Origin of the sequence: Chryseobacterium sp. T20, from assembly GCF_047345655.1 — a bacterium.
Lineage (GTDB): Bacteria > Bacteroidota > Bacteroidia > Flavobacteriales > Weeksellaceae > Chryseobacterium.
In genome coordinates this window covers 218,962-242,617 of the sequence record NZ_JBLFDU010000007.1, presented here as the reverse complement: position 1 = coordinate 242,617, position 23,656 = coordinate 218,962, and the positions used below count along the sequence as shown (strand labels likewise).

Sequence of the window (23,656 nt, the reverse complement as noted above, 5' to 3'; positions counted from 1 at the left end):
TTTTTAGATCACAAAGGTTAATGATTCCGGTAATGAACTGTTATCCTTTATTTTTATTTCACTTTTGTGGTAGACCAGAGAATTGGCAGGAACATCCTGTGTAACCCAGACATTTCCTCCGATAATACTTTCTCTGCCTATGGTAGTTTCCCCTCCCAGAATGGTTGCTCCCGAATAGATAATCACATCATCTTCTATATTGGGATGCCTTTTCTGATGGGCTTTTTCTTTGGAAACATTCAATGCTCCGAGGGTTACTCCCTGATAGATTTTGACATTGTTTCCGATAATGGTTGTTTCTCCGATCACAATTCCTGTTCCGTGGTCAATGAAAAAAGACTTACCTATCGTTGCTCCCGGATGAATATCAATTCCCGTTTTACTGTGGGCATATTCTGAAATGACACGCGGTAAAATCTTCACGTCCTGACTCCAGAGCTGGTGCGAAATACGGTAGACATACGTGGCAAAAAAGCCCGGATATGCCAGGTAAACTTCTTCCAGAGAGTCCGCAGCAGGATCAAATTCCAAAATGGATTTTGCATCCAACACCAACTGATTATATAATTCCGGCAACGCTTCAAAAAACTGACTGACCTGTTTTTCAGTAATAATTTTATCTCCTGTTACCGTATTGATAAGGTCCGAAAGTGTTTCCTGAAGTGCTTCAAAATTTCTTTTCAGCTGATCTTCAGTATTGTCATTCTGAGGAAGGAAAAGTGTTTCATACAAATCCTTCACCCATTTTTTGGTCTTTATTTTATCAAAGAATCCATGAATACTGTTCTGTTTGGTCTGATGAATTCTTTCTATTAATTGATCGGAAATTGCCATTTTTTCTATTGGATTATACAGGCTGCTACCGTTGAATTGGACGTTTCATCCACCAAAATGGCAGAGCCCGTTGTTTTATTATGGGTAAAGCTGTCATAGACCAAAGGCTGTGCCGTTCGTAGGGTAACTTTCACAATTTCATTCAGTTTAATTTCACCATCTGCCTGCTCCCGGATAAGGGTATTGACATTGATCTTATAGTCGATCTCTTTTACCACAGCTTTTACAAGTCTGCTGTTCTGCTGCAGAAGGTATTTATTCCCTGGCTGCAAAGGTTTCTGATCAAGCCAGCATAAAAGAATTTCAAGATCTTTTTCAACGGTGGGAATATGTTCTTCCGTAACAAAAATATCTCCTCTGCTGATATCTACATCATTAGCCAAATGGATAACGGTTGGCTGACCTTCAAAAGCTTCTTCTTTTTCAATGCCATTGATCTCAATTTTGGTGATTTCAGTGGTCAGATCTGCAGGAAGTATGTGGATTTTGTCTCCTTTGGTGAACTTTCCGCTTAATATGTGTCCGGCATATCCTCTGTAATCATGTAATTCTTCAGTTTGAGGACGAATCACGTACTGAACCTGAAAACGGCTTCCATTATTTTTTTCTTCATTAATCGTTACTTCTTCAAGGTATTCCAGAAGGGAATTTCCTTCATACCATTCTGTTCTTGAAGATGTTGAAACGATATTATCTCCTTTTAATGCTGAAATGGGGAAATAACTGACGTCATTTAAACCCAGATTTTCTGCAATTTTTGCATATTCTGATTTTATATTTTCAAAAACTTCTTCCGAATAATCTACCATATCCATTTTATTAATGGCTACAGCTACTTTTTTCAACTGTAATAAAGAAGCAATGATAGAATGTCTTCTGGTCTGCTCAATCACTCCTTTTCGGGCATCAATCAGAATAACCATCAGATCAGAGTTGGAAGCTCCGGTTATCATATTACGGGTATATTGTACATGACCCGGAGCGTCTGCAATAATAAATTTTCTTTTTGCAGTTGAAAAATAGCGGTAAGCAACATCAATGGTGATGCCCTGCTCTCTTTCTGCGCGCAGACCATCCGTTAAAAGGGCAAGGTCTACTCCGTCTTCATTTTTGTTTTTAGAATGTTTTTCAAGGACTTCCAACTGATCCTGTAAAATACTTTTGCTATCGTAAAGCAGTCTTCCGATAAGGGTACTTTTACCGTCATCTACACTTCCTGCTGTTATAAATCTTAATATATCCATCCGATTTTTGTTATAAATAATGAGTAATGGGCAATGAGTAATATTTTGATGTTTAAAAAGTAAATACGGGGTATCCGATTACTTATTACTCATCGCTGATTGCTTATCTAAAAATAGCCTCCTTTTTTTCTGTCTTCCATGGCAGCTTCTGTTACCCTGTCATCAATTCTGGTTTCGCCACGTTCTGAAATTCTGGTGGCTACTATTTCTTCTATGACAGCATCTATTGTTACAGCATTAGATTCTACAGCTGCAGTACAGGTCATGTCTCCTACGGTGCGGTAACGGATTTTCTTGGTAGTGATGATATCTTCAGGTTCTAACACAACATGGGAAGAATTGGCAAGCCACTGTCCGTTGAAATCGATCACTTCTCTTTCATGCGAAAAATAGATGGAAGGAAGTGCAATTTTTTCTCTTCGGATATAATTCCAGATGTCAAGCTCTGTCCAGTTGCTGATAGGGAAAACTCTTACATTTTCTCCTTTGTGAATCTTTCCGTTGAAGATATTCCACAGCTCAGGACGCTGAAGTTTAGGATCCCACTGTCCGAATTCATCACGAACGGAAAAGATTCTTTCTTTTGCTCTTGCTTTTTCTTCATCTCTTCTGGCGCCTCCGATGCAGGCATCAAATTCAAATTCTTCAATGGTATCAAGTAGCGTGTAGGTTTGCAGCCAGTTTCTGCTAGGGAATTTACCTTTAGCCTCAGTCAGTTTTTTACTTTTTATCGTATCTTCTACTTTTCTGACTACCAGATTAACGTCTAACTGTTTTACCAGCTGATCACGGAAATCCAAAACCTCCTGAAAGTTGTGTCCCGTATCTACATGAACAAACGTAAAAGGAATTTTCCCATGGAAGAATGCTTTTTTGGCCAGATGAGCCAACACAATACTGTCTTTTCCTCCACTGAATAATAAGGCCGGACGTTCAAACTGACCTGCTACTTCTCTTAATATATAAATAGATTCGGCTTCTAACTGATCTAAATAGTTTAACTGATGTATTGACATTTTTTTCTTTTTTTATTGATGAATATGCAGACCGCATTCTTTTTTGTTGGCATCTTCCCACCACCAACGGCCTGCTCTGAAATCTTCTCCTTCTTTGATCGCTCTGGTACAGGGCTCACATCCTATGCTCACAAATCCTTTTTTATGAAGGTGATTGTAAGGTATATGATGATCTTTTACATACGTTGTCACCTGTTCTGTCGTCCAGTGAAGGATAGGATGAAATTTTATGATCTTATTATCCGGATCCCATTCCAGCTGGGGCATATTCTGTCTGTTGGGAGAATGTTCGGATCTCAGACCGGTGATCCATACTTCATAGCCTTCCAGTGCTTTTCTTAAAGGATGAACTTTTCGGATGGTACAGCATGCTTTCCTTTTTTCTACGGATTGATAGAATGAATCAGGACCGTTTTCTGTTACAAATTCTCTGAGCTCATCCGTATCCGGATAATAGGCTTTGATGTTCTTTTTAAAGAAAGCTTTTGTGGATGTCCAGGTTTCATAGGTCTGTTCAAAAAGTCTTCCCGTATCCAGGGTGAATATTTCAATATTTAAATCTTTAATCAGATGAGTGATGACCTGATCCTCGTAACTGAAACTGGTTGAAAAGATCACTTTACCCGAGAATCTTTCAGTCAGTATTTGCAGTGCATTGGTTTGAAAAGAAGCTTCATTAGCCTCTTTCACAAGTTTTTCGAATTCATTTTCCAGACTGTTATTCATTTTGAATTGAGATTTAAGTCTTGCAAATATATATAAAATTCTATAACTCCTATCAAAATAGTAGAATTTAAATAAAATTTTTTTTATTCCTTGTTAATAAACTTAGTAAGAGTGGCTTCCATCATGCTAGTTCTGGTCTTTTCACGAACGATCATTAATTCTTTTCTCAGATAGCAGACTGCTTCGTCTACACAGTCGTCACATGCTTCATAAAAGTTTAAAGATACGCATGGCGTAAGGGCAATGGGACCGTCGAAAATGCGGTAAATATCTGCTAATGAGACTTCATCTGGTGATTTTAAAAGATAATACCCTCCTACTTTACCCTGCTTGCTGTTGACAAGTTTGGCTCTTTTAAGTTCGAGAAGAATCTGTTCCAGAAATTTCTTGGGAATGTTTTCGTCCTGTGCAATAACGGAAGTTGGCAGAAAGCCCTGGTTATAATTCCTTGCTAATCTGACCATTGCTTTAAGCGCATATTTGCAACGTTTCGACATCATAATTCCTGCAAGTTATGATAAATTATCTGATAAATGAAATGTTTTTATAGCTGAAGACGTTGTATTTTAACCACAAAAGTCACAAAAATAAAAACACTTAAGTTGATTTTAAGTTACAAAAAACTGCTGAGAAGTTCACTTAAGCTTAAAAAATCAAAGGTTTTTTATTGCCTGAGATGATATATACAGAAGCATCTGTGCAAATCTGTGCAATCTGTGGGAAAAAAGTACTCAATAAGTTTACTTTTTTTGCAATATAAAGTATGCCAGTTCTCTGTCTTCTCGCTCAAGATTTTCAACTCTACTGAAACCGCTCTTTAGAAGTACTTTTTGAGACCCGATATTATCAAGATCGGTTACTGCTACGATATCTTTTTGAGGATTCAGTGAGGAACAATAGCCAATAAGTGCTTTGCAGACTTCGGTTCCGAGCCCTTTTCCCCAATAATTTTCTCCTAAGGTATACCCAATTTCTACCTGTTCCGGATTGTCCAAAAATACTCTGGCAAGGCACATTCCTACAAAATCATCAGTTTGAGTGTTGAATATTCCCCATCTGCTGAATGGTCCTGCTTCATAATCTGCTAATGCTTTGTCAAACATTTCTTTATACTCTTCAGGAGTTTTGTAAGGCAGATACCGTGTTACATTCTCATTTTCAAAAAGAGTAGAAAATAAGGGAAATTCTTCGGACGTAAATTCACGAATAATGATCGTGTTATTTTTATATTTCATAGAAATGAATAGAATGTAAATGTTTAATACATGAATAAAATTAGGCAAATAAATCTGAAATTATTACTGAATACCCATTTAATATAAAAAAATGGGCTTAAAATTAAACCCATCATTGCTGAAAATTTGAAAAAATAATACATCCCATTATAGGATTTTCTCAAAATAAGTCTGCTAGATGCAATTGGAGCAAGCAATAGCTTTGATAAATTAGGAATGTGAAATAAAAGAAGATGAGCTCAATGAGCCCATCTTACTCCTTTACCACCTCAAAAATGCAGGCAGTTAAAATAAAACCTTTTACTCACAATCATATTATGGCAATATGCCGTTTGATCCTATTTTTTAATGAATTTCTGAGAAGATTTCCCTAAAGAAGTTTCAATATCAATTAAATAAGTTCCGCTTAGGAAGTGTTTAACATCCACCTTATCACCAATAACTTTAGCATTCATATTTCTTCCAAACATGTCGTAAACAGAAATTGATTTAATTTCACCTTTTGTTTTAATAGTCAATACATCAGAAACTGGATTTGGATAGATAGATGTTTCTGTGTGTGTTGTATCAACTTCTGCAGTGGATAATAGTGCACAAGGTGTTGTAATACTGCCATATGGTTGTGTATTGTATCTAAACTCCGTTACAGAATAATTTGAACCATTTGCCCCCACAGTCAGTTTGAAATAACCATTAATGTTGTAGCCTTCGAATTGGTTTCTAAAACCAACATAGGCGGTTTTGCCAGACCAGGTAGTATATGTAGGAGTGTACACGTCAAGTTGTCCGGGAGTACCAGTAGGATAGCCTATATTATTTGCATTGGTTATGGTGGTACAAGCCGGAATTAAACTGATATTTCGTGTTCCTGGTTCGCAAACTAATCCTTTCCAATAGGTTTCCAATTTTAATTGATTGGCAGCATAGTACCAGGCGCCATATCCTGCATCATCACTAAGCTCCGGGTTAATGATAAAATACTTCCAAGTTGCTCCGGAGTTGGTGGTTACGTTTGTTGGTGTTGGGTTGGCATAGCTTTCCAGAGGAGTTCCTGTAACTATTTTATAAGGATCTTTATAAGAAAAAGTTAATGCTAAAGCTGTTGTTGACCCTAGTGAAGTTGTGCCTCCTGTTATAGCCGGATTCAGGAATGCAATTGATGAATTCAGGACCTGACTTTTAGGGTGACTGGTTGCCGCACCATTTATGGTAAGGGTAGCAGTTGTAGGGCTTGTAACCACTATAGTTGCTGTCAGTCCTGCTGGTAATGAAGAAGTGAAATGTGTTCCTGCAGTAAGAGTTGTTCCATTTGGTACGGCAAATGTTGCTGAATTTAGTGTAATTGTTGATGTAGGAGCAGAAGCTACTGTTCCATCTAATGACACCCTGCCACTATTGTCTAAGTTCTCTGTAAATGTACTGTTGCTAAGGGTTAGCCTAGGTGGAGTATTAGCAACTCCGGTTGCAGCTAAGTTGGCAGGCTGCCATAAGTTTATTCGCGAAGGATGATTTAATGCAGCTATCATTCTGTTAATCTGTCCAGTGGTAAACATTTTATAACATCCGGCAGAACCGTTGTATCCCATATAGTTTTCAACGTTCACTTTTTGTCCAAGACAATTGTTACCCGTTGTACATCCTAATCCGGAAGACATATTTTCTACAGGGGTGTCAGCCACTCCGTCACCATCATTACCTGGGTTTGCAGTGGAACAAAGAACATTGAACGTGTGTTGAAGATTTAGCCAATGCCCAAATTCGTGCGTGAATGTATCAGAAAACTCGTTTGAAGCTACTGTTCCTGCAGCATTAAATATATAACGTCCATTATAAACAACTCTGGCTGTATTTACTGAAGTCATATATGAATCCGGATACCAGGCAACTCCTGATTGATATAAATCCTTATTAGCATATAGGTCATTTTGTATATACACATTCATATACTTTGCATTATCCCAGGCATCTGTACCAACTTGTGCATCATATCCGCCACCATTGCCATATCCGCCTTTGAAAGGATGAAATACCACTCCGCTGGTAGCTTTTCCGGTTGGATCAATTTTAGCTAATCGAAATTCAATGCTTAACGCTCCTCTGATAGGTTGGAAGTCAGGATCTACAGTGTTTGAATCAGTGTTGATTCCATTGAAATTTAAGTTGATCTGTTCCAGTAAGTCGACTACTTTTTGGTAATTTACTTTTACATTACTTTGAGATTCTCCATACACATGGAAAACCACAGGGATAATGTAGGTTGGATTGTTGATTGACCTATTCAATGAATTTTTGTTTGATCCCATTTTTTTTATGAAATCTTTGGTGTATTTCTCAAAATTTTCATATTCAGCCTTTGATTCAGGATGCAGTTCAAAATGTTGTTTCATCATTTCATCTGCTTTACACTCATGAGGTCTGTTTTCTTGAGCAAAACCTATTATTGGAAATAGGGAAACAAGTAGTAGTAATTTAAATTTTTTCATAAATTTTGGATTTGGTTGTTAATAAATTATTTAAATAATCAAATTGTTTTGGGCTTAATTTGGTGTGTTTTATGTGATGTTTTTTAATTAAATCTTTCAGGGTTGAATATCTTTATCTCAACCGTTGGCTTTTCGTCATTGGCAAGTTCTGAAACTGTTTTTCCAAAAATGGGTCCTAAGCTTAATCCCATCATTCCGCCGCCGCCTGCAATAATCAGATTTTTCAGTTGGGAAGACTGTCCTAAATACGGTAATCCATCCGGTGCGCACGGTCTGTACCCATACCAGATTTCAGATTCTTTTGGGATTCCAACCTTGAAATCGGGTAAATATTTAGGGATGGATTGGATGATTCCTTCTACCCTTTTCATATTAATTTTATCTTGATGGGAAGCCAGTTCCATAGTTCCGCCGAAACGGATCTGTCCGTTCATTGGAGTCACTGCTACTCTAGCTTCGAGTAGTAAAGCGGCATGCTCTAATGTATTAAGTGGATTTTCCGGTTGGTGCATCAATGAATACCCTTTCCCGGGCATTAATTTTATTTTAATTCCTGCTTTCTGAGCAAGCTCAGGTAAGAATGAACCTCCTGTCATGATAAATTGGTCGGCAGTAAATTCTTTACCGTTGGCAACAGCTGTTTTAATAGTATTTCCAAAAGTTTTAAAGCCTGTTACCTGATGATGAGTATGGAAAATGACACCCTTATTTTTAAGATAAGAGATCATTTGTTTCATAAGTTTCATGGGATTCATATGGCCGTCGCATTTATAATTGACCCCACCGATTACATCCAGCCGGGCATTGGGTTCGAGTTCCTGAATTTCTTTTTTATCCAGAATATCAACAGGTAATCCCATATTGATGGCTTTGTAAGCCAGTTCGGTTTCCTCTTCTGCTACTTTCTCTGTTTTATAGAGCATTAGAATACCATTTTGATTCAGTTCAAAATCAAATCCTTCTTTTTGGGCAATTTTATCATACAATTGGCTGCTTGCAAGATTAAGATCCCGGATTGCAGATGCAGAGTAATCAACATGTTTCTGGTTGGAATGTTTCAAAAACTTCAATCCCCAGGAAACCAGCCTGGAATTGAGTGATGGCTTTACATAAAACGGACTTTTACTGTCAAACATCCAGCGTATTCCCTGGGCAACTACTCCCGGTGCTGCCAATGGGGTAAAATGACTGGGTACAATCATTCCTGCATTTCCATAAGAGCAGTTGTTGGTAAGGTCATTCTGTTCCAGAATTTCCACCTGCCATCCTTTCTGTAAAAGGTAATACGCTGAGCTTAATCCTGCTATTCCTGCACCGATAATCAGTGCTTTTCCTTTATTCTGTGTCATACGCTTGTTTACATCACCTGAAAACCCTGCCAATAAGGATCTTCATCATCAATAATAATCTGATTATATCCGGTAATTCTGGCCCAACCTTCTACTGACGGAATAATGGCTGGTCTCCCATCTAAAGTAGCAGTCTCTTCAATTCTCCCGATAAACTGGGAACCGATATAGCTTTCATGAATAAATTCTTCCCCTTCCTTCAGTTTTCCTTTAGCATACCATTGAGCCATTCTTGCCGAAGTGCCCGTACCACAAGGCGAACGGTCTAAAGCATTTTCACCCACCAATACTGCATTTCTTCCACTGGCGTTAGGATCTGTAGGTTTCCCCGTCCACTGAATGTGGCTTAATCCGGTAATATGTTCAATTTCTGGGTGAATGAATTCATATTTTTCATTGAGTAATTTTCGGATAAGTTTTCCATAATGAATGAGCTGACTGGCCGTAAAATCAGAGATATCTCTGAAATTTTCCTGAGGATCTATAATGGCATAAAAGTTTCCGCCATAAGCTACATCAGCCCTTATTAATCCAAGATCCGGACATTCAACTTCCAGGTTTTCAGCGTACAGAAAAGATTTTATATTCGTCAGCTTTACAGACTTTACTTTTTTTCCTTCCTGTATATAATCGATGAGAATAAGTCCTGCAGGTGTTTCAAGACGTAATTTTCCCGGAATTTTAGGTACAACAAGTCCTTCTTCAATAGCAATCGTAACCGTTCCGATAGTGCCGTGTCCGCACATGGGAAGACATCCGCTGGTTTCAATATATAAAACTCCGATATCATTATTTTCATCTACAGGAGGATACAGAATACTTCCGCTCATCATATCATGACCACGAGGTTCAAACATCAATCCTTTTCGTATCCAGTCGTATTCTTTCATGAAGTGAAGCCGGCGTTCCATCATGGAATTTCCTTTTAAAATAGGTGCACCTCCTGCAACAAGACGTACAGGACATCCACAGGTGTGAGAATCTATACAAAAAAATGTTCTGTTCATGTGGTTTGTAATTTTAATGATTCTGAATTCATTGCTCCGTCTATCATTCTACTGATTTGTAATGGATTATCATTTTTAAGCTCATCAGGTAGAAATTCATCCGGCCAGTTCTGGAAAGAAACAGGACGAACAAACCGCTTTACAGCATCCGGTCCTACAGAGGTAAAACGGGAATCAGTAGTAGATGGAAACGGTCCACCATGCTGCATGGCATACACAACTTCCACTCCTGTAGGCATTCCATTGAATAGTAGCCTTCCGCATTTATCTTTCAGAAGATTGATCAGTATTGTATTATCCCGTACATCGTCATGGGTAGCGGTAATAGTAATGGTTAATTGTCCTTTTAACTGTTGGGCAATTTTCATGAGTTCTTCGTCTGTTTCACACGCTACAACAATGCCAAACGGGCCAAAAACTTCTTCACTCAATACAGGATTATTCAGGAAGGTTTCGGCATTTGTCTTTATCACTGAAGCACTTCCCTGATCATTTTCTGCTTGTGTATTTGATGACGCAATTATTTCAATGTCTGTCTGCTCTGTTGCAATATTTTTATTTTTTTCAAAACTTTCCAATATCCCTTTGTGAAGCATTTTAGCGGGAGCCACGTTTTGAATTTCCTCTTTTAATGCATTGATAAAACGGTCAAGAGGCTTCCCTTTCAAAGCAATAAACACTCCCGGATTGGTGCAAAACTGTCCTACTCCTAATGTTAAAGAAGCAATATATTCTTTGGCTAATGTTTCAGCTTTGTTTTCAAGCAGTTGATTAAATGCAAATACAGGATTGATACTTCCCATTTCTGCAAATACAGGAATAGGATTTTCACGGCTGTTGGCCATATCAAACAGAGCTTTTCCACCATGGAAAGAACCGGTAAACGCAACTGCCCTGATGTCTTTATGCTGAGTTAAATAAGCTCCGATTTCATAGGATGCTCCGGTAATATGGCTAAAAACTCCTTCAGGCCATCCAAAGGCTTTAACAACGGAAGTTATAGCATCAGCCATCATTTGTGAAGTCTGAGGATGTGCAGGATGTGCTTTTATAATAACTGGACAACCTGCTCCGATAGCACTGGCGGTATCTCCTCCTGCAGTAGAAAATGCAAAAGGAAAATTACTGGCTCCGAAAATGACAACAGGTCCGATGCCTACATTATATTTTCTAAGATCTCCTTTTTGTTTTTCAGGCTGGGCAAGATCAATTCTGGCTTCTGCATATATCCCGGAAGCAACAGCTTTTGCATAGCTTCTCCATTGTCCTACAGTTCTGGCTTTTTCACCAATAAGTCTGGCTAAAGGCAATGAAGTTTCGGTATGAGTAACAGCCAAAAGGTCTTCTCCCAAAGCTTCAATCTGATCAGCGACAGCATTCATAAATTCTGCACGTTCAGTGACGGTCGTGTTTTTAAGAAACTGAAAGGCTTCAGCAGCCCTCTGGATTCTTTTATCAATATTTTGTGTTGATGTTTCTTCCATCATATTTGTTGCTCTGGAATTAATAGTGCGGGACGATTTGCTCTGCCTTCTTCAATGATTTTTTGAATTTTTTCAGCTTCCTTTCCATGAAGTTCAAGACGCGGAGCTCTCACATACGGATTGCTTATTCCTTCTGCTGTTGCAGCCAGTTTGATGTACTGGATAAGTTTAGGGTGAATATCCAGCTCCAGCAATGGCATAAACCATCTGTAAATTGCTACAGCTTTATCATATTCATTGGCTTTCACATGGTTGTACATCGCCATGGTTTCATTAGGAAATGCATCTACAAGACCTGCTACAAGACCGTCTGCTCCAAGCATCAGGGTTTCCAGACAGATAGTATCTACCCCACCAAGAATTTTGATCCTTTTTCCAAAACGGTTGATCATTCTGGTTACGTTTGCCAGATCTCTTGTCGATTCTTTTACAGCCTGAATGGTCGGATAATCAATAAGCTCCTCAAACATTTCAAGGGAAACATATATTCCATAATCTACAGGATTGTTATAAATAAGGATAGGAAGATCTGTAGCGGATGCCACGGCTTTAAAATACTCAACAACTTCATGGTTATCGGCTTTGTAACGCATTGGAGGAAGAAGCATCAGGCCATCTGCTCCAAATTCTTTTGCTTTCTTGGCAAAGTTGACTGCATTTCTAGTAGTATTTTCAGAAAGATTAAGAATGACAGGAATTCTACCCTGAGTTATCTTTTTAGCATATTTCAGCAGTTCAAATTTTTCTTCTGTTTCCAAAGCACTCGCTTCTCCTAATGTTCCTGCAAGGATAATCCCGTGAACTCCTGCTTTAATCTGGGCTTCTGTATTGATAGCAAACATTTCAAAGTCTATCTCACCTTCTTTTGTAAAAGGAGTTAATACAGCGGGATAAATACCTTCCCAGTTTAGTTTTGTACTCATATCAAATAATATTTATCCAAAACTAACAGAATTTCAAAACAGTAAATGTTAATATTTTAATAGGTTCTCACCGTATTTTAACATGTTGTTTTTTTATTGCTCTATGGTAGCCTCTTTATAATGCTTCAGGTATTCTTTAGGAGAATATTTCATAATGGATTTGAAAACCCTGTTAAAATTGGTAAGGCTATTGAATCCACTGTTAAATGCAACAGATGAAATACTGTACATATTACTGGCAGTTAATAGTCTGCAGGCGCGTTGTACACGAAGTTCATTGAGGTATTCGATATACGTAATGCGGGTACGTTTTTTAAAAGACCGGCAAAAAGCCTGAGGTGTCATACAGGCTTCTTTGGCAATAAGGTCAAGGGTTAGTTTATGTTGGGCAAAATTTTTCTTGATAAAAGTCTGTGCATCTATAATTCTTTGATCCGTATCAGAAATAGGATTAGGCAGATTCTTTTCTGAAGATAACGGAATATGCAAATGCCTGTTTTGCATAAGATGATTTAAAATCCTGATAAAATCAATAATCTGATCTACTCCTTTTGTTTTTTGCAGGGCAGCAATATCTTCTGCGATACTTTTTTTAAGCTTGGCTGCCACCTGGAAGCCTACTTCTGAATGATTGATAAAGTTTTTAAGCTCTTCAAATTCAGGTAAATCGAAAAATGCAGCAATCTTTTTATGAGGATCAAAGAAAATAGAGATGGCATGAACCTTCTGTTTTTCATTTTTCTCAAAATTGCCCCTGAATACATGGGATTGATTGGCTCCCAGATAGAAAATATCCCCTGCTTCAAAATTAAAGAGATTCTGTTCTATGGCCAATGTGCCATGTCCTTTAAGAATCCACATGATCTGTGTTTCTGTATGGCGATGGAAATAAGGATAGAAATTAGGCATTATATCTTCCTGAATGCGGATACTTTTGTTGGTATCGGCAGGAACAGAAAACTGGAGACTCTTCATCATAATATAAATGCTTTACCGGGTTATTAGATTAGCAAGGTTAAAATATTGCTGAAGTTAAGCAAAATATGAACATTAAATATCATATTAAAATCCAAATTTTACATATTCTTATTTTTAATGAATAAAGTACTATAAATAGTACAAAATCGTAACTTTAAACTTTTAAAATAAAAAGTATTCATAATATATGTTTTCAGCACAAACTTATCAAGACAGAAGGTCAGTATTACAAAGAACTGTGTCTAACGGAATCTTATTATTTCTGGGAAATATAGAGAATCCTGTGAACTTTGAACATAATCCTTATTATTTCCGTCAGGACAGTACCTATTTATACTATTTCGGAATTCAGGAACCCCGAATTGCAGCTATTATTGATATTGATGAAAATAAGACCATTGTTTTCGGAGATGAACTAAGTATCGATGATATTGTATGGATGGGCAGGCAGGAAACCTTGAAAGAAAAAAGTCTGAAGTCCGGAATACAGGAAACTTTACCTTATGCAGAGCTTTCTCAATATATTGTAAAAGCAAAGGCTTCAGGAAGAAAAGTACATTATCTTCCACCTTATCAGTCTTCCAATAAAATTGTACTGGGAGACCTTCTTGGGATTAAAATTGCGGAACTGCAACCCTCTGTGGAAATGATTAAAGCCATTGTAAAACAGCGTTCCATCAAAGAATCTCAGGAAATTGTACAGATAGAACAGGCCGTGAATGTATCCAATGAAATGCATTTGCTGGCCATGCGCGCAACGAAGCCGGGAATGAAAGAATATGAAATTGCCAACGCGATCCAGTATCTTGCAGCCAACAAAGAATGTCAGATGTCTTATCCTCCTATTGTGACGATCAACGGAGGTATTCTGCATAATCATTATCGTCTTAATACCATGAAAGAAGGCGATCTTTTCCTGAATGATTCCGGAGCAGAAACTGCAATGGGATATGCGGGCGATCTTACCAGAACCTTTCCTGTAGGTAAGACTTTTACAACGAAACAAAAGGAAATGTATGAAGTGGTTCTGAATGCTTTTAATCAAGCTCAAAACCTTCTGAAACCAGGAATACGATTTAAAGATATTCACCTCAAAGCAGCACAGCATCTGGTAGAAGGACTTATCGATCTTGGATTGATGAAAGGAAACCCTGAAGATGCTGTAAAGAATCATGCTCATACCCTATTCTTTCAGTGTGGACTCGGGCATATGATGGGACTTGACGTACATGATATGGAAGACCTTGGAGAACAATATATCGGTTATACAGAAGAAGAACCGAAAGACACTAAAACTTTCGGACTGAAATCTTTACGTTTAGGAAAAGCTTTGGAATCCGGTTTTGTAGTAACTGTTGAACCAGGTATTTATATGATTCCGGAACTGATTGACATGTGGCAGGCCGAAAATAAAAACGCAGACTTTATTAATTATGATAAAGTAAATGAATACCGGAATTTCGGAGGAATCCGTGTGGAAGATGATTTCCTGATCACAGACAACGGATACAGACTTTTAGGTAACGGATTGATCAAAACTGTGGAAGAAATTGAAAATTACAGAGCTGAACATTAAGCTTAATTCAAATACGATCTATGAAGAATATAAAAAAACTAACAGCTATTGCATTGTATTTCCTGTGCCTGTCACCATTGGCGGCACAGAAAACACAATGGACTCCAGATGGCAACGCTTATTATTCATTTACTAAAAAAGGGGTGGAAATTGTTGATCTATTGCATCCCGGAAAAGATCAGACGCTTTTAAACAGTAGTGAACTGATTCCTGCCGGAAGTTCAGAAGCCTTACAGGTACAGAGTTTTCAGGTATCTCCTGATGATAAAAGTTTATTGCTTTTTGCCAATACAAAGAAAGTATGGAGAGATAATACCCGTGGAGATTACTGGATTTACGACAAAAATACCAAAAAGCTTACCCAACTGGGAAAAGGATTACCTGCTTCATCACTGATGTTTGCAAAGTATTCTCCGGATGGCAAAAAAGTCGCTTATGTATCTAAGCATAATATTTATGTTGAAGATCTTTCCAACAATCAGCAGACTAAGATCACTAGAGATGGTACAGACGGAATGATCAACGGAACTTTTGACTGGGTATATGAAGAGGAATTCGGAACTCAGGATGGTTTCAGATGGTCTCCGGACGGAAGTAAAATTGCTTACTGGAAGCTGGATGCCCGTGGTACGAAAAACTTCCTGATGATCAATAATACAGACAGTCTGTATTCTTTTACCGTTCCGGTAGAATATCCAAAGGTGGGAGAAAATCCTTCCGGATGCAGTATCTGGTTTTATGATCTGGCCTCCAAATCTTCAAAGAAAGCTGATATTGCAGGAGATGAAATGCAAAACTATATCCCAAGAATGGAATGGGTGCTGGATTCTAAATCCATTATTCTGCAGCAACTGAACAGAAAACAGAACCAGAGTAAAATTATCGTAGCAGATGCTAATTCCGGAAGCAGTAAGACGATTCATACAGAAACCGATGCGGCATGGATTGATATAAAATCCCGATGGAATGACAACGATCCAAAGGGTTGGGACTGGATTGATAATGGTAAAGAATTTTTATGGCTTTCTGAAAAAGACGGATGGAGACATATTTATAAAATAGATATGAACGGTAAGGAAACATTGATTACAAAAGATGCTTACGATGTTATAAAACCTGAATTCTTTGATGTTAAGAACAATCAGATTTACTTTTTAGCCTCCCCAAATAATGCCACTCAGAAATACCTGTACAAAGTAAGTATGAAAGGAGGAAAAGCCCAAAAAGTAACCCCTGAATCCTATACGGGTTCTAATACTTATACAATATCACCTAATGGGAAAATTGCCATGTTTACGAATAACAGTATCAATGCATTTTCCGCAAATGCCGTGATATCGCTTCCGGAACACAAAGAATTGGTTGCAGCCAACAGGACCGCAAAAGCAGATCCTGCGAAATCTAAAGCTGAATTTTTCCAGATTACGACAGAGGACGGTGCTACATTGGATGGATGGGTAGTAAAACCTAAAAATTTTGATCCTAATAAAAAATACCCGATTGTCTTTACAGTGTATGGAGAACCTGCTATGCAAACAGTAACAGATGATTTTTATACCGGCTGGAATTGGTTATATGCCGGAGATATGGCTGAAGACGGTTATTTATATGTTTCTCTTGAAAATCGTGGAACGCCTTCTCCGAGAGGACGTGAATGGAGAAAATCAGTCTATCGTAAAATAGGTCAGATGAATATCCGCGATCAGGCAATGGGAGCAAAAGCTTTATTTGCAAAATGGCCTTATATCGATACTTCAAGAGTTGCCGTATGGGGCTGGAGCGGTGGAGGCTCTTCTACCCTGAACCTTTTAGGGCAATATCCTGATATTTACCAGACCGGTATTGCTATTGCTCCGGTTGCCAATCAGTTATTCTATGACAATATCTATCAGGAACGTTATATGGGACTTCCTCAGGAAAACAGAGAAGATTTTGTGAAGGGTTCACCGTTGTCTTATGCTAAAAACTTAAAAGGAAACCTTCTGCTGGTTCATGGAACAGGTGATGACAATGTACACTACCAGAATACTGAAGTATACATCAATGAACTGGTAAAATATAACAAACAGTTTCAGCTGATGTCTTATCCTAACCGTAGCCACGCTATTAATGAAGGTGAAGGAACATCACTCCATCTGACAACTATGTTTACCAAGTATTTAAAAGAACACTGCCCTCCGGGAGCAAGATAAAAAAATACAAAGACCTGCATTATTGCAGGTTTTTGTATTTAAAGAGTACTTGTTATTAAATCCGGTATTTTATACTACGATTTAGTAATGATGATATAGTAGCTTGTGTCACCACCAGTGGGTATATTGAGAAGACACTCATTGTGGGTTAACTGATTGGGTTCACCACTTACATATTGAAAGAAAAGTGCCACTTTTTGATTGGGTACTGTTGTTTGTAATGTATGCATTAAGATCTGAGCATTTGAAAATGCATAAGATACATTTGTTGTATCTCCAGAATTATCTCTGCTTGCGTTAATAATTCCTCTTGAAAAAGTATTAGAAGTATAAGTACTGCCGGATGCTGTGGCAAAAACGGTATTTATATTGATCTGTCCGGAGAAACTATAATTTTGTGTGTTATTATATCTGTTGCAACGGATTGATCCCCAGGCTTCAAAAGAATATACACCAGGCTCAGGAATGACAATATATTTGACATTACTTACTGACTGTCCATTCACTGTTGCTGAAGCATCTGTACCAAAAGTAAAGCCTGCGCTATTGCCTTTTAGTCCGGCATCATTAATAATAGGAATATTGATATATTGATTAGGGTCATATAGCGAAAATCCGCCTGTATTGGTAGCAAACGAATAGGTGGAAGGATAGTTGGAAAGTTGCTGATAATACAAATATTTAACAGTGACTGGCATTATTACACTATTTCCAGAGGCATCCACTCCTAATTTATTGAAGGGAAGAGTATAAGCCGGTGATGAAAGTCCAGGTAAATTTTCATGCCTTATATTGAGTACTCCGGCAGAGTTTACATGTAATAAGGCTGTGGGCGTGGAGGTACCTATATTAATTCCCACATTTCCTGTATTAATTACTTTTATAAGTTCTGAAGAAGAAGAATTAATTTCCAGAGCTTTCGTTGCACTGGTATTGCTTTTAGATACAATATCAAGAGTGGCAGTCGGCGTAGCGGTATTGAATCCTATATTGCTGCTTTGAGCAAATAAAAAGAAGGAAACAAATGCAAATGGTATAAAGAATATTTTGTTCATTACCGTTTTATTTGCAGTTATAACTTAGAAATAATAAATGTTGCTTTTTTTTCCAAACCAGCAGCCCCTGAAAGAGAACATGCGTTTGTGTTGAACTGATCACCTGTTCCCCAGTTAGTAAATAGAGCAAGTTTCTGATTGGCTGTTGCAGTTGCTATAATAGAAAACATACTATTTTGTGAGGGATAATCATATTGCCCTGGGCTGCTTACATTACCTGTATTGTCACGTAGAGGAAATATATTGGAGCGTATACTGGTCTGTTCGTTATAAGTAGTACTTCCTGCAGATGCCAGATAAATACTGCTGACAGCACCTATAAAATTGGTTCCACCATTACTGCCGGATATAGCACCAGTACAATTAATAGAATACTTTAAATTTAGTTTATATACACCAGGATCAGGAATGGTAATGTAAATTACATTGGTTGCCGGATTACTTCCTCCGGAGGTTCTGTTAAGCGTTGCAGATGTATCGGTGCCCAATGTTACATTGAGTGAATTACTGGCAATGCCGGTAGCCTGAAAAGGCAAACTGTAGAAAATACTATTATTGTAAAGAGAAAATGCTGAAGTAGTCTGAGAGTTGTCGATAGTAATGTATGAATAAAGTACAGCAGGTACATAGGTACCTACATATCCATTGGCATCTACTGCAATAGGGGTTACACCGGATGCTAATTGGGGAAGATTTTCATAACGGATACTTCCTTTGGTATGTAGTTTTGCAGTAGGGATAGGTGCATTTATTCCCACATTTCCATTATCAAGAACAGTCATCATTTCCGTTCCTGTGGAATTGTTTATTTCTAATGCTTTTGTACTATTGGTATTGCCTTTTGAAACGATATCCAGTGATGCAGATGGGGATGGCTGATTAATGCCTACCTGGGAATGGCTTAATGCAAAAGTAAGCACAAAAGTCTGTAATAATATTTTTTTCATTGTGTGTTATTTGATGGCAAATCTGCATCAAAAATCAAAATATATCAAATAAATATATACAACATAAATACATCACGCATACAGCATAAATTTCACATATCAAATTAACACATTCATTTTCAATGATTTAATTATTTCATTGCTACGTCAAAATAGATTTGTTTTATTTAATTTAATAACTGTTTTATTTTTATTTAGATCCTGAAAACGAGAGCTTTAAAAATTATTAACATCCATATTATGTACCGAATACTCATCTTTTAACAGTATAAATATTAAAAACAGAATAGTATTGAAAAATTACTACGCTGTACCTATTTATTATTTATAAAAAGAAACTCATCTTCCCGAATTTCATTTAAGATAAATTATCATTATTTTTGAATTGATAATTCTAATATCACGGATTTGAAACTACCACTCTCCTATTATTCCAATCAAGATGTTCTTTTTCTGGCTCAGGATCTTTTGGGAAAAGTACTTTTTACAGAAATCAATGGTGAAGCAACAGCCGGAATCATTGTAGAAACAGAAGCCTACTTTGGCGTTAAGGATAAAGCTTCCCATGCGTATGGAGGCAGACGTACTGACCGAACAGAAACTTTATACAATCATGGTGGTGTATCTTATGTCTATCTTTGCTATGGAATCCATCACCTTTTCAATGTTGTAACTTCAGTGGAAAACGATCCTCATGCTGTTCTGGTAAGAGCGGTTGAGCCTTTAATCGGTAAAGAAATCATGGAAGAGCGGAGAAATATGCCGGCTTCTAAACCGGCCATCTCCTCAGGTCCGGGATCAGCTGCCAAAGCGTTGGGAATTGATCGTTCATTTAACCAAAAAGATCTGAGCGGACATGAAATCTGGATTGAAGATCATGGTATTTCGTATTCTCAGGCCGAAATCATTACAGGTCCTCGTATAGGTGTTGCCTATGCACAGGAAGATGCGCTTTTGCCCTGGCGTTTTTTTGTGAAAGGAAATAAATATGTGAGCAAACCCAATAAAGTATAAATATCAGGATTTATAAACCGAATGATAAAACTCTTTATAGTGCATCACCAGACTGTCAAGGGAGAAACCCCGGTTCAGACCACTTGTATTGGGTAAAACCCATACTTTTGCCTCACAAAAATTTTCTGGCTGTTCTCCCCAAAGAATTTCTTTTTTCTTAGAAAATGCCTTGTAAGCTGCTTTACCGAGAAAAGCAACATATTTCGGTTGGTACTTTGTTATTTTCAGTTTAAAGCTTTCAAGAGATTCATCAAATTCCTCCTTTGAAAGTTCATCTGCACGGGAGGTCGCTCTAGCCACAGCTGTCGTCAGTCCGTATCTAAAATCCAGAAGAGAAGTATCATTCACCGCTTCTATTTCATACGGTGTAAACCCTGACTGATGCAGTACTTTCCAAAAACGATTACTCCTTCCTGAAAAATGGTGACCATCATTGGATGATTTTAAACCAGGATTGATTCCACAAAAAATAACGTTGAGATGAGTTGAAATAATGTCTGTCAGCATAATGATATTAAGTTACTTCGTGGTATAAAGATATCACTATTTGTGTTATTCAAATTCCATTTTATTATATGAAACGTTTCATCTTCGGTAAAATACATTCTATCTCTGTTTTTTGCCGGATCACATAGTTTATAGGGTTGAATATAAATGGATAATGATAATTTTGTATCGTAAAAGCAATGAATTTTCTTTAATAGATTTTCATTCACAATATCATTAAACAAAAATAGTATGAACTGGATTGCATTAATTATCGCAGGAATTTTTGAAATCGGATGGCCATTAGGGCTTAAACTGTCTCAACAGCCGGAAAATAATAAATGGAGCTGGATCATTTTTTCGATTCTATGTATGACTGTCAGTGGTGGATTTCTTTGGTATGCTCAAAAAAGTATTCCCATAGGAACGGCATATGCAGTCTGGACAGGAATTGGTGCAGTAGGAACTCTATTGGTGGGAATTCTCTTTTTTCAGGATTCAGCCAGTATCTTAAGATTATTGTCTGCATTACTGATTGTTGTAGGGATTATTGGTCTTAAATTATTTTAAACAAAAAATTGGCTTAAGATGATTAGATATCTTAAGCCAAAGCATTATTCAACATTCAAATAATAAACTATCTTCATCTATATTTGCCACCCTTTAAATTGAAAGACTTAAAATTCCCTTCCTCTGGAGGGGTAGCGAAAATTCAAAGAATTTTTGACGGGGTGGTTTTAAACAAGGCTTCAATCCTACTCCTAAAGCTCTATCAATGGCTTATAAGTTCTCCCCACGGGAAGTTGTTTTCCATTGATCTGAATAATATTGGCAGATTTCACCTCTATTTTTGATCGTGATATGATATAGGATTTATGAATGCGGGCAAACATTTTAGAATCAAGAATCTCTTCTATTTTACTAATGGGCATTTTAAAAGTGAAAGTCTCAGTCTTTGTATGAATATGAATGTATTCTCTTAAACTTTCAATATAAAAAATATCCTGGAGAATAATTTTAACCTTCTTTTTACCACTGTTCATGAAAATAAAATCACGTTCAGAAACTTCGAGTAAAGCATCTTCTGCTTCCATTAAATGCTTGAATTTTCCAATAGCAGTCAAAAAACGCTCATAAGGGATGGGCTTCATCAGATAATCCACAATATCTAGCTCATAGCCTTCTACCGCATACTGATGATAAGCGGTTGTAACAATCACAAAAGGAGGATTTTTTACATTTCTGAGAAAATCAAAGCCTTTTATTACCGGAAGATGGAGATCAAGAAACATTAAATCAACATCATGAATACTTAAAAGACTGCTGGCATATACTGCATCGGCACATTTTCCTACGAGATTCAGTTCAGGATCTCTGGAAATGAAATTTTCCAGGATATCAGCAGCAATAGGTTCATCTTCTACAATAATACAGTTGTATCTTTTAGTAGCTGGTTGGATCATGGAAATCAATGGTTAAAGTTACACTATAGCGGTTATTCTTATCTTCTACAGAAAGCGTATGATTGGGATAAAGCAGTTCAAGCTGTCTGCGAATATTTTTCAGTCCTATTTTTGTGGAATGCTCATGGGGTTGTTGCTGTTTGGAGTTTTCAATGAAATAAGTAAGAATTCCGGTTTTTAATCGGATATCTACGGTAATGAACGCTTCTCCCAGGCTTTCGGAAACACCATGTTTAAAGGCATTTTCTACAAACTGTATCAATATCAGAGGCGAAATTTCCTGAGAAGGATGATCAATATCTTCTGTAAAACTCACGGTAAGCTGACGGTAACGAATCTTCTGAATCTGAATGAAATCTTTAATATTCTCAATATCCTTGGCTACAGAAATAGTTTTTTCTGCAGCTTCATAAATATTATACCGCATTACTTTGGAAAGCTGCAGAATAACATCCGGAGTTTCATCTGCTTTTTTCAGGGCCATTCCGTAAATGTTATTAAGCGTATTGAAAAGAAAATGAGGATTGATCTGTGCCTTCAGCATGGTAAGTTCCTGATCCAGTTTTTCTGATTTCAACTGAGAAATCTGATCTTTCAGCTGGTTTTTCTGCCGGGTAATTTCAACCCCGAAAATAAGACCTACCATAAAAATCAGATCCATAAAAGAATTAAAAGCCACATAACCATTGATAAATCCTGAAGTATGCTTTCCATCCAATGTCTCTGTAACGTCATAGATCTCAGGATAAATAATATAATGGGTTAAAAACCGGTGACCAAAAACTGCTGTTATCACAATGAAAATACAGAAAATATACTTAAAAGCAAGTTTAAGATCAACCTTTTCGTATACATACAGCAAAGCATACGCTAATGGAATTTTTACAAAAAAATACCCGAGCTCCAGCATAAGTGTATTCTGAAGCCTTACTGTCCATTTGAAATCCGGAAACTGATATCTGGACCAGTAAAAGTCAAGGTAAACTTCCAGAATATAATACAATATCCAAAAAAGCAAATGAATCCTCCACTTAGATTGACTGTCTGATTTCAAGATTATTATAATTTAAAAGTACAAAGTACTATTTGTTCACTCAAATATAAAAAATAAGTCTATTAAATGAAGGTTACCATCTACCAACTATCAGTATTGATGATGGCATGATAATAAAGGACTATGAAAAAACAAATGATTTTGTAAGGTTACCTCTTCTTTTTACTCATAAAATTCAGTGAAACTTCGGGGTACATGAGATTAAAAAAACAGAAGATCAGCAGGACATTGAATTCAATACCATTAGTTCCGCCACCTACCACAAACCATCCATTCTGCCAGTGAACATAATAAATTCCGAAAATAAAGATGATCATATTACCAACTGCTACCGGTTTGATGAATCGGTCTATCCAAATCAATGGTACCGATAAAAGATGGGTCAGTTTTACTGCCCATGCTATATAAATTCCTACAGGATTGAAACCTAATCCATTCAGATAGATCTGTCCAAAATCATTCACATCCCCACTGAAAATAGAAATCACACTATGCATCAGCAAGACCACTGAAAGCGCAAAACGGAGGTAGAAACTCTTTTTCATAGAAACAAAATTAGTATACAAAAACAAGGACTCAATATTCTGTAT

General features: G+C 37.2%; 22 protein-coding genes. 4 read left to right on the top strand and 18 right to left on the bottom strand.

The genetic code is table 11. The annotated features are described in order from the left end of the window. Window positions 1–3 precede the first annotated feature (3 nt). The 12 genes from epsC to ACMA47_RS16955 all read right to left on the bottom strand — a co-directional run bounded on the left by epsC (window position 4) and on the right by ACMA47_RS16955 (window position 13,279). The gene (gene epsC / locus ACMA47_RS17010) at window positions 4–834 is read right to left on the bottom strand and encodes a serine O-acetyltransferase EpsC (RefSeq protein ID WP_413930733.1); all 831 of its coding nucleotides are present in this window, start codon (window positions 832–834) and stop codon (window positions 4–6) included. 5 nt (window positions 835–839) lie between these two features. Then, window positions 840–2,078 carry a sulfate adenylyltransferase subunit 1 gene (locus tag ACMA47_RS17005; RefSeq protein WP_413930732.1) on the bottom strand — a complete coding sequence of 413 codons (1,239 nt, stop codon included), beginning with the start codon at window positions 2,076–2,078 and terminating at the stop codon, window positions 840–842. 107 nt (window positions 2,079–2,185) lie between these two features. After that, window positions 2,186–3,094 (bottom strand): sulfate adenylyltransferase subunit CysD, encoded by a 909-nt coding sequence (gene cysD / locus ACMA47_RS17000; protein ID WP_407846501.1) that lies wholly within the window; start codon window positions 3,092–3,094, stop codon window positions 2,186–2,188. Between the two features lie 12 nt (window positions 3,095–3,106). Further along, window positions 3,107–3,820 carry a phosphoadenylyl-sulfate reductase gene (locus ACMA47_RS16995; protein ID WP_413930731.1) on the bottom strand — a complete coding sequence of 238 codons (714 nt, stop codon included), beginning with the start codon at window positions 3,818–3,820 and terminating at the stop codon, window positions 3,107–3,109. An 83-nt stretch (window positions 3,821–3,903) separates the two neighbouring features. Beyond that, window positions 3,904–4,320, bottom strand: a complete 417-nt coding sequence (locus ACMA47_RS16990) for an RrF2 family transcriptional regulator (protein WP_129040294.1) — start codon at window positions 4,318–4,320, stop codon at window positions 3,904–3,906. A gap of 240 nt (window positions 4,321–4,560) precedes the next feature. Then, window positions 4,561–5,055, bottom strand: coding sequence for a GNAT family N-acetyltransferase (locus ACMA47_RS16985; RefSeq protein ID WP_413930730.1), 495 nt, complete (start codon window positions 5,053–5,055; stop codon window positions 4,561–4,563). 338 nt (window positions 5,056–5,393) lie between these two features. Further along, entirely contained in the window at window positions 5,394–7,538 is a 2,145-nt protein-coding gene (locus ACMA47_RS16980) for a M43 family zinc metalloprotease (protein WP_413930729.1), read from the bottom strand. 83 nt (window positions 7,539–7,621) lie between these two features. Further along, the gene (locus ACMA47_RS16975) at window positions 7,622–8,887 is read right to left on the bottom strand and encodes an NAD(P)/FAD-dependent oxidoreductase (RefSeq protein ID WP_413930728.1); all 1,266 of its coding nucleotides are present in this window, start codon (window positions 8,885–8,887) and stop codon (window positions 7,622–7,624) included. Between the two features lie 8 nt (window positions 8,888–8,895). Continuing rightward, window positions 8,896–9,894 carry a 4-hydroxyproline epimerase gene (locus ACMA47_RS16970; protein ID WP_413930727.1) on the bottom strand — a complete coding sequence of 333 codons (999 nt, stop codon included), beginning with the start codon at window positions 9,892–9,894 and terminating at the stop codon, window positions 8,896–8,898. Further along, the gene (locus ACMA47_RS16965) at window positions 9,891–11,381 is read right to left on the bottom strand and encodes an aldehyde dehydrogenase (NADP(+)) (RefSeq protein ID WP_413930726.1); all 1,491 of its coding nucleotides are present in this window, start codon (window positions 11,379–11,381) and stop codon (window positions 9,891–9,893) included. The genes ACMA47_RS16970 and ACMA47_RS16965 overlap by 4 nt, the downstream gene beginning before the upstream one ends. After that, a complete protein-coding gene (locus ACMA47_RS16960) occupies window positions 11,378–12,301 on the bottom strand; it encodes a dihydrodipicolinate synthase family protein (RefSeq protein WP_413930725.1) in 924 nt (307 codons plus the stop codon). The genes ACMA47_RS16965 and ACMA47_RS16960 overlap by 4 nt, the downstream gene beginning before the upstream one ends. Before the next feature lie 93 nt (window positions 12,302–12,394). Further along, window positions 12,395–13,279, bottom strand: a complete 885-nt coding sequence (locus ACMA47_RS16955; protein WP_413930724.1) for an AraC family transcriptional regulator — start codon at window positions 13,277–13,279, stop codon at window positions 12,395–12,397. A gap of 187 nt (window positions 13,280–13,466) precedes the next feature. On the opposite strand from ACMA47_RS16955, the gene ACMA47_RS16950 reads away from it, so the two are divergent. After that, the gene (locus tag ACMA47_RS16950) at window positions 13,467–14,855 is read left to right on the top strand and encodes an aminopeptidase P family protein (RefSeq protein ID WP_413930723.1); all 1,389 of its coding nucleotides are present in this window, start codon (window positions 13,467–13,469) and stop codon (window positions 14,853–14,855) included. A 20-nt stretch (window positions 14,856–14,875) separates the two neighbouring features. Further along, the gene (locus ACMA47_RS16945) at window positions 14,876–17,047 is read left to right on the top strand and encodes a S9 family peptidase (RefSeq protein ID WP_413930722.1); all 2,172 of its coding nucleotides are present in this window, start codon (window positions 14,876–14,878) and stop codon (window positions 17,045–17,047) included. 74 nt (window positions 17,048–17,121) lie between these two features. Here the strand turns inward: ACMA47_RS16945 and ACMA47_RS16940 are convergent, their stop codons facing one another. Further along, complete coding sequence (locus tag ACMA47_RS16940; RefSeq protein ID WP_413930721.1) at window positions 17,122–18,102, bottom strand: hypothetical protein; 981 nt, start codon at window positions 18,100–18,102, stop codon at window positions 17,122–17,124. A 17-nt stretch (window positions 18,103–18,119) separates the two neighbouring features. Next, window positions 18,120–19,049 carry a hypothetical protein gene (locus ACMA47_RS16935; protein ID WP_413930720.1) on the bottom strand — a complete coding sequence of 310 codons (930 nt, stop codon included), beginning with the start codon at window positions 19,047–19,049 and terminating at the stop codon, window positions 18,120–18,122. A gap of 408 nt (window positions 19,050–19,457) precedes the next feature. On the opposite strand from ACMA47_RS16935, the gene ACMA47_RS16930 reads away from it, so the two are divergent. After that, window positions 19,458–20,063, top strand: a complete 606-nt coding sequence (locus tag ACMA47_RS16930; RefSeq protein ID WP_413930719.1) for a DNA-3-methyladenine glycosylase — start codon at window positions 19,458–19,460, stop codon at window positions 20,061–20,063. 3 nt (window positions 20,064–20,066) lie between these two features. On the opposite strand, the gene mug is transcribed toward ACMA47_RS16930, so the two are convergent. Further along, window positions 20,067–20,570 (bottom strand): G/U mismatch-specific DNA glycosylase, encoded by a 504-nt coding sequence (mug, locus tag ACMA47_RS16925; protein ID WP_413930718.1) that lies wholly within the window; start codon window positions 20,568–20,570, stop codon window positions 20,067–20,069. Window positions 20,571–20,801: 231 nt separating this feature from the next. Here mug and ACMA47_RS16920 point away from each other — a divergent pair, with 231 nt between their 5' ends. Continuing rightward, window positions 20,802–21,119, top strand: coding sequence for a DMT family transporter (locus ACMA47_RS16920; protein WP_062669479.1), 318 nt, complete (start codon window positions 20,802–20,804; stop codon window positions 21,117–21,119). A gap of 191 nt (window positions 21,120–21,310) precedes the next feature. On the opposite strand, the gene ACMA47_RS16915 is transcribed toward ACMA47_RS16920, so the two are convergent. From ACMA47_RS16915 to ACMA47_RS16905, 3 genes are all read right to left on the bottom strand, one after another. Beyond that, a complete protein-coding gene (locus tag ACMA47_RS16915; protein WP_413930717.1) occupies window positions 21,311–22,012 on the bottom strand; it encodes a LytR/AlgR family response regulator transcription factor in 702 nt (233 codons plus the stop codon). Further along, window positions 21,993–23,066 (bottom strand): sensor histidine kinase, encoded by a 1,074-nt coding sequence (locus tag ACMA47_RS16910; protein ID WP_413930716.1) that lies wholly within the window; start codon window positions 23,064–23,066, stop codon window positions 21,993–21,995. Before ACMA47_RS16910 ends, ACMA47_RS16915 begins: the two co-directional genes overlap by 20 nt. 149 nt (window positions 23,067–23,215) lie before the next feature. Then, a complete protein-coding gene (locus ACMA47_RS16905) occupies window positions 23,216–23,611 on the bottom strand; it encodes a DoxX family protein (RefSeq protein ID WP_413930715.1) in 396 nt (131 codons plus the stop codon). Between the last annotated feature and the right edge of the window lie 45 nt (window positions 23,612–23,656).